The sequence below is a fragment of the Bradyrhizobium sp. LeoB3 genome (assembly GCF_055456055.1).
The window spans coordinates 25,781-32,922 of the sequence record NZ_JBVBEF010000082.1; the positions used below are offsets into that span (position 1 = coordinate 25,781).

Consider the following 7,142-nt stretch of genomic DNA (forward strand, 5'->3'; position numbering starts at 1 on the left):
GACAGCTAGTACGACCAATCTGTCTCGCAGGCTGCCAGGAAAAAGCCGACGCGCTCGCGCACGAAGCCGGGAAGCTCCTTCTTCAGGTCCTTCTGAGTTTCTCCGACGAGCGACCGAAACAGCATCGGTAGCAGAATCAGGTCGAGAAAGATCTGCGCGGTGGCGCGGCTTCGTTTGGAGCTGAAAGGGCCCTTCGGGTTGCGAGCGAGCTTCTGCGTGGCGTCGTCCAGCAGCTGGGACACCGCATTTAGGGAGCGATCACGCGCAGCATCGTGAACGTTGCGGCTCAGTTCGGGGAACCGCTGCGATTCCGCGATCGTCGCGCGCACCATGCCGAGCGATTCCTCGACCACTCTCTCGACGATGGCTGTCCCGAGGCTCAGCAATTTGTCCTCGATGGTGCGGCCCTCGGGCGAGAAGCCCTCGAAGTCCGCCAAGCCCTCGATGGTACGGGCGACCACGGCTGCGAACAGCGCTTCCTTGCCGGGGAAATGAGCGTAGATCGTCGGCTTGCTCGCAGGAGCGAGCTCGGAAATGTCGTCGATGCTGGCGCTGCGGAAGCCCTTCTCCAGAAACAGCTGCTGGGCTGCATCGAGAATGCGCGCCTGTGCGTCGCCGGCAAGATCCTTGGGCGGTCTGCCACGCTTCGTCTTCTTCATTTTGGACCTCCGAATTCACGAGTCTGTGCGCATTGCTTTCCGACTTGACACGACGGGCAAAGAAAGGCAATAAAAAGAAAATATACGGTATAGTTTATTAAATCGTCAGCCCGCAACGCTTCACGGGCTTGGCGAATGCTCCCGAAAGATCGGGGGAGCAAAGGTGGGGGCGTCCGTCCCCGATCGTTCGCGTCGAATAGGAGAAAGTCGTGACTGTTTTGAGCCCAGCCCCGTCCGGCTTGCAGGAAGGCGTGCTGCTGCGCGAGGTGAATCGCAGGGTCACGAACGGTGTTACCTTGGCCATCGACCTTGTCTCCGCCGCGGCCATCCGGGTCGAGGGGACGGAAGCCAAGTGCGCTCTCAGCGATATCGTCGAGCTGCTGCATGGCTACGCCGACGTGCATCGTGCGCTGGCCATGCCAACGGGCGACACGCTGATCCATGCCGCGACCTACATTCGCAAATTGGGCTGTGGCATGCGCCGCGCGCTGCTGGACCGGATGAACATTCAACCGGCATTCGTGACCCAGTCCATCGCGCTCCAGCCGGAGCGCTGCTGGCATCTGGGCCTGATCGTCCATGAACTCGTGATGCACGCGGCAAGGCACGCCTGTTTCGACGCACGGGCCGGGCGGATCAGGATCAAGCTGACGCGTACCGGTGCGCTGGTGAACTGCGTGATCCTGGACAACGGCTCGGGTCCCGCGCGGGAGACTTCCGACCGCGAATTGCGAATTGCCAGGGATATCGCGCGGGCGCTCGGCGGTCGGATCGAGCAGGGTTTCGGCGCGGAATTCACCTCGATTGTCCTCTCGTTCCCGCTGACCGAGCGTGAGCGCGGTGCAAACTGGACCATTGCGACGCGCCAGATGAAGGCACCGCGCCGCACGAGAGCCATTGCTTCAAACGACGCAGTGCTCACCGCAAGCGCGGCGGCCGATCACCACGAGCCCGCTGTCGAGGCCGACCCCCTTGCGGGACTCCTGCGCCAGCAAGAACGCGAAATGGTCGTCCCCCGCCAATCCGCCGATGCGCTTGGCGGGCTGTTGTCACCTTCCCATCATACGGACGCGTCATGACAAGCCAATTCTCCAGCCCCGTTCGAACGGCTTATGTGGGGAAGGCCCTCGCCGCAACGACCGTGCTCGTCAGCATTGTGTTGACCGGTTGCAACGATCATGCGGCGCAGACGGCCACACGGGCCACGCTGGTCCGGACCACGATCGTGCAGCCGCGCGACCGGCAAGCCGCCATCACGTTGACGGGCGAGGTTCAGGCGCGCTTCCGTGCCGATCTTTCGTTCCGTGTCAGCGGACGTGTGATCGCTCGTACCGTTGACGTCGGTGATCACGTCAACAAGGGCGACGTCCTCGCCCGTCTCGATCCCGCCGAGCAACAGGCTGATGTCGATGCTGCGACGGCGGCAGTGGCTTCCGCGGAAGCCCAGCTGCGCGTGGCGAAGGCAACGTTCGAGCGACAGAAAGCGCTGATCGCAAGCGGCTTCACCACCCGGACCGTTTACGACCAGGCCCAGGAAGGTCTGCGAACCGCAGAGGGTGTGCTGGAGGCGGCCAGGGCGCAGCTGGGTACCTCGCGCGATGCGCTCGGATATACCATCCTGCGTGCTGAAGCGGACGGCGTCATTACCGCGCGAAGTATCGAGGTCGGCCAGGTCGTTCCGGCTGCCCAACCCGTGTTCTCGCTCGCGCAGGACGGGGAGCGGGATGCGGTCTTCGAGGTCTACGAATCAGTTTTCCTGGGCCAGACCGACAGCCGCCGCGTGACGCTGGCGCTGGTCTCCGATCCCAGCGTGGCAGCAACGGGTGAGGTGAGGGAGATTTCACCGGCCATCGACGCGAAGAGCTCCACGATCCGCGTCAAGGTGTCCATCGAGAACCCGCCGGCTCAGATGACGCTGGGCAGCGCCGTCTCGGGAACGGTCAAGGCGAAAGCTCAGAAGGAGATCACCTTGCCCTGGAGCGCGCTGATGGCCGCGGGCAGCAGGCCTGCCGTCTGGACCGTCGACCCGAAAACGCAGACAGCGTCGCTGAAGCCGGTCACGGTCGGCGCCTATGAAGCCGGTCAGGTGCTGATCAAGGGGGGCCTCGAGCCCGGCGAGCGCGTCGTCGTCGACGGCGGCAAGCTTCTGAGCCTGGGCCAGTCGGTCACTGAGGAGGGAGGTCGGTCATGAAGCGACAGGTCATGATGATCGCCGGCACGCTCGCGGCGGCCTCGTTGCTCACCGGCTGTCAGCAGGAGACGAACGCGCCGGAGCCCGTGCGCCCCGTGCTCTCAATGGTGGCCAAGCCGAATAGCGGTGACAGCACGATTGCCGTGGGCGTCGTCGAGCCGCGCTACAAGACCAACCTTGGTTTTCGCGTACTCGGACGGCTGACTTCGCGCCCGGTCTACGTTGGCGACATCGTCAGCGAAGGACAAATCATCGGGACGATTGATCCCACCGCACTCGATCTCGCCGTTCGCGCGGCCAAAGCCCAGCTTGCGAAGGCCGAGGCGCAGCTTGCGACGGCCAAGGCCACGGAGGAGCGGCAACGCATGCTCATCACCAGCGATGCGACCACCAGGCAGACGCTGGACAATGCCGAGCAGGCCCGCGCCGGCGCCGAAGCAAGCGTTGCGCAGGAGCAGGCGAATTTGACCAAGGCGATCGAGCAACTCGGCTATGCCCAGATCAAGGCCGACTTTGGCGGCGTCGTGACCGCCGTCGGCGCGGAAGTCGGTCAGGTGGTCTCGCCCGGTCAAGCCGTGGTGACGGTGGCGCGGCCGGACATTCGGGAGGCGGTCGTCGATATCGGGGAAGACGTCGCCGTGCCGCTCGAAGTCGGTCTCCCGTTCACTGTCGGCCTGCAGCTCATTCCCGCCGTTCAGGTCGAGGGCAGGATCCGCGAGATTGCGCCGCAAGCAGATCCCGTGACGCGGCTGCGGCGAGTCCGGATCGCGCTCGACAACCCGCCTGAAAGCTTCCGTCTCGGCGCGACCGTCACGGCAAAGCTCGGCAAGGACCAAGCCAAGGTCTTGCGCTTGCCGTTGTCGGCGGTGCTCGCGAAGGACGGGACTGATTTCGTCTGGGTGGTCGATAAGGCCACCAACACCGTCTCACTGCAGAAGATCGATGGTGTCACCGAACAGGCGGGTATCCGCGTCACCGGCGGGCTTGCCGCAGGCACCCGCGTCGTCACCGCCGGAATTCACAGCCTCAAGCCGGGACAGCACGTCCGCATCGAACAGGATCAAGAGCCATGAAGTCGTTCAACCTTTCTGACTGGGCGCTCGGCCATCGCTCCCTCGTCTGGTATTTCATGATCGCCTTCATGGCGGCCGGCCTGTTTGCCTATCTCCAGTTGGGGCGCCAGGAAGACCCTGATTTCACGATCAAGACCATGGTGATCCAGGCGCAGTGGCCGGGCGCCTCGGCCGAGGAGATGACGCGCCAGGTCACCGACCGCATCGAGAAGAAGCTGGAGGAGCTCGAATCGCTCGACTACACCAAGAGCGTGACGGTCGCGGGCCAGACCACCGTCTTCGTGTACCTGCGCGATTCGACCAAGGCGGCCGACGTCAAGCCGACCTGGGTGCGCGTCCGCAACATGATTGCAGACATCAAAGGCGATTTCCCGCAAGGTGTGATCGGACCCGGCTTCAACGACCGTTTTGGCGACGTGTTCGGCAATGTCTATGCCTTCACCAGCGACGGCCTGAGCCAGCGGCAGCTCCGCGATCAGATCGAGGACATCCGCGCCAAGGTGCTGACCGTGCCCGATGTCGGCAAGGTCGATATTCTCGGTGCGCAGGACGAGGTCATCTATCTCGAATTCTCCACCCGCAAGATCGCTGCCCTCGGCCTCGATGTCCACGCCATCATGAATTCGCTGCAGGGCCAGAACGCGGTGGCGCCCTCCGGCGTGTTCCAGGAGGGGCCGGAGCGGATCAGTGTCCGCGTGAATGGCCAGTTCACATCGGAGGCTAGCCTCAAGGCGGTCAATCTCCGCATCAACGATCGCTTCTTCCCGCTGACCGATGTTGCGACCATCGCGCGCGGCTACGCCGATCCGCCGTCGACGCTGTTCAGATACAACGGTCAGCCCGCCATTGCGCTCGCGATCGGCATGAAGTCCGGTGCCAACCTGCTCCAGTTCGGCGAGGCGCTGAAGGAGGAGATGACGAAGATCGTCGCCGACCTGCCGATCGGCGTCGGGGTCCACCTCGTTGCCGACCAGCCCGTCGTGGTCGAGCATGCCGTTTCGGGCTTTACCGAAGCGCTGTTCGAGGCCGTGATCATCGTGCTCGGTATCAGCTTCCTGAGCCTGGGCTTGCGGGCGGGGCTCGTGGTCGCCATCGCTATTCCGCTCGTGCTCGCGATCACCTTCGTCGTGATGGCCTATTGCGGCATCTCGCTGCAACGCATTTCGCTGGGGGCCCTGATCATCGCGCTCGGCCTCTTGGTCGACGACGCCATGATTGCGGTCGAGATGATGGTGGCGCGGCTTGAGATCGGCGATCCCCTCGAAAAGGCGGCAACCCACGTCTATACGTCGACGGCATTCCCGATGCTGACGGGAACGCTTGTCACCGTGGCCGGCTTCATCCCGATCGGGCTCAACAGCAGCAACGCCGGCGAGTTCACCTTCACCTTATTCGTGGTGATCGCGGTATCTCTGATCGTCTCTTGGATCGTGGCCGTCTTGTTCACGCCGCTTCTCGGTGTCACCATCCTGCCGGCCAAAATGAAGGGACATCACGAGCAGAAGGGCCGCCTGGCGCAGATGTTCGCACGCCTGCTCCTGTTCTGCATGTATCACCGCTGGAGCACCGTCGCCGTGACGGCCGGCGCGTTCCTTCTCGCCCTGTTCGGCTTGCAGTTCGTGCAACAGCAGTTCTTCCCCTCGTCCGACCGTGCCGAGCTGGTGATCGACTGGAACCTGCCGCAGAACGCTTCGATCACCGAGACCAACACGCAGATGGCGCGCTTCGAGCGCGAGCAGTTGCAGGGCAATGGTTCGGTCGAGCACTGGTCCACCTATGTCGGCACCGGTGCGCCGCGCTTCGTGCTGTCGTTCGACCTGCAGACCGCCAACACCTGGTTCGGCCAGCAGGTGATCGTGACCAAAGGCGGCATCGCCGCGCGCGACAAGCTCAAGTCGCAGTTCGAGGACTATTTGAGGAAGTCCTTCCCGGGCACCGACACCTACGTCAAGCTGCTCGAGGTCGGCCCTCCCGTCGGCCGTCCGGTGCAATACCGCCTGAGCGGCCCCGACATCGCCAAGGTCCGCGACCTCTCGCAGAAGCTTGCCGGCGTCATTCGCAGCAGTCCTGACCTCGGCAACGTGGTGTTCGACTGGATGGAGCCGGCGCGCGTCGTCAAGGTCGATGTGCTCCAGGACAAGGCGCGCCAGCTCGGCGTGACCTCGGAAGACATCGCCACCACCCTGAACTCGGTGCTCCAGGGCTCGCCGATCACGCAGGTGCGTGACAGCATCTATCTCGTCAATGTCACGGGACGAGCGACCGCACCGGAACGCGCCTCGATCGACACGCTGCGCGACTTGCAGATGACCGGGCTCGGCGGCCAATCGGTGCCGCTCGGGGCCGTCGCCAATTTGCGTTACGAGCTGGAACAGCCCACGATCTGGCGGCGCGCGCGGATTCCGACGATCACGCTGAAGGCCGGCGTTATCAGCAACGTTCAGCCGAAGACGATCGTCGACCAGCTCGCGCCGAGGGTGGCGGAATTTACAAAGCAGCTGCCCGCGGGCTACTCGATCAAGATCGGCGGCTCAGTGGAAGAAAGCGCCAAGAGCCAGGGGCCGATCATCGCGGTCGTACCGTTGATGCTGTTCGTGATGGCGACCGTGCTGATGGTACAGCTGCAGAGCTTTTCGCGCCTGTTCCTGGTGTTCGCGGTCGCGCCGCTCGCGTTGATCGGCGTCGTCATGGCCATGCTGCCGAGCGGCGCGCCGCTGGGCTTCGTCGCGATGCTCGGCGTGCTCGCTCTCATCGGCATCCTGGTCCGAAACTCCGTGATCCTGATCGTGCAGATTGAAAATCTCAAGAAAGAAGGCAGGCCGGCCTGGGATGCCGTGGTAGAGGCAACCGAGCACCGCATGCGCCCGATCCTGCTCACTGCCGCCGCCGCAAGTCTCGCGCTCATTCCAATCGCGCGGGAGATTTTCTGGGGCCCGATGGCCTACGCCATGATGGGCGGCATCATCGTCGGCACGCTGCTGACCCTGCTGTTCCTGCCGGCGCTGTATGTCGCGTGGTTCAGGATCCATCCAAGCCATGAGGATGGATCGCTTCCCCACGAACGCAAAGCTCCCACGTACGAAACTGGCGCCGAACGGACGGTTGCTCACGAAGCGCCTGAGCTTGTGCTTGAGACGCAAATCTAAAGCGTGATGGCATTAGGTTCGATAACCTGAATTTTCGAGATAGTTCGCGCATTCTTCAGAGGTGAATGCTGGC

General features: G+C 63.6%; 5 protein-coding genes. 4 read left to right on the forward strand and 1 reads right to left on the reverse strand.

From position 1 onward, the window contains the following. Window positions 1-5: 5 nt before the first annotated feature. The gene (locus ACZXDY_RS34760; RefSeq protein ID WP_035688701.1) at window positions 6-659 is read right to left on the reverse strand and encodes a TetR/AcrR family transcriptional regulator; all 654 of its coding nucleotides are present in this window, start codon (window positions 657-659) and stop codon (window positions 6-8) included. Window positions 660-868: 209 nt separating this feature from the next. Between ACZXDY_RS34760 and ACZXDY_RS34765 the strand changes: the two genes are divergently transcribed. Genes ACZXDY_RS34765 through ACZXDY_RS34780 form a run of 4 tightly spaced genes read left to right on the forward strand, consistent with a single transcriptional unit; the run spans window position 869 to window position 7,069 of the window. Then, window positions 869-1,738 carry an ATP-binding protein gene (locus ACZXDY_RS34765; protein WP_464348635.1) on the forward strand — a complete coding sequence of 290 codons (870 nt, stop codon included), beginning with the start codon at window positions 869-871 and terminating at the stop codon, window positions 1,736-1,738. Next, complete coding sequence (locus ACZXDY_RS34770; RefSeq protein WP_464348636.1) at window positions 1,735-2,850, forward strand: efflux RND transporter periplasmic adaptor subunit; 1,116 nt, start codon at window positions 1,735-1,737, stop codon at window positions 2,848-2,850. The genes ACZXDY_RS34765 and ACZXDY_RS34770 overlap by 4 nt, the downstream gene beginning before the upstream one ends. Beyond that, window positions 2,847-3,923 (forward strand): efflux RND transporter periplasmic adaptor subunit, encoded by a 1,077-nt coding sequence (locus tag ACZXDY_RS34775; protein WP_464348637.1) that lies wholly within the window; start codon window positions 2,847-2,849, stop codon window positions 3,921-3,923. The genes ACZXDY_RS34770 and ACZXDY_RS34775 overlap by 4 nt, the downstream gene beginning before the upstream one ends. After that, window positions 3,920-7,069, forward strand: coding sequence for an efflux RND transporter permease subunit (locus ACZXDY_RS34780; protein ID WP_464348638.1), 3,150 nt, complete (start codon window positions 3,920-3,922; stop codon window positions 7,067-7,069). The genes ACZXDY_RS34775 and ACZXDY_RS34780 overlap by 4 nt, the downstream gene beginning before the upstream one ends. The last annotated feature ends 73 nt before the right edge of the window (window positions 7,070-7,142 follow it).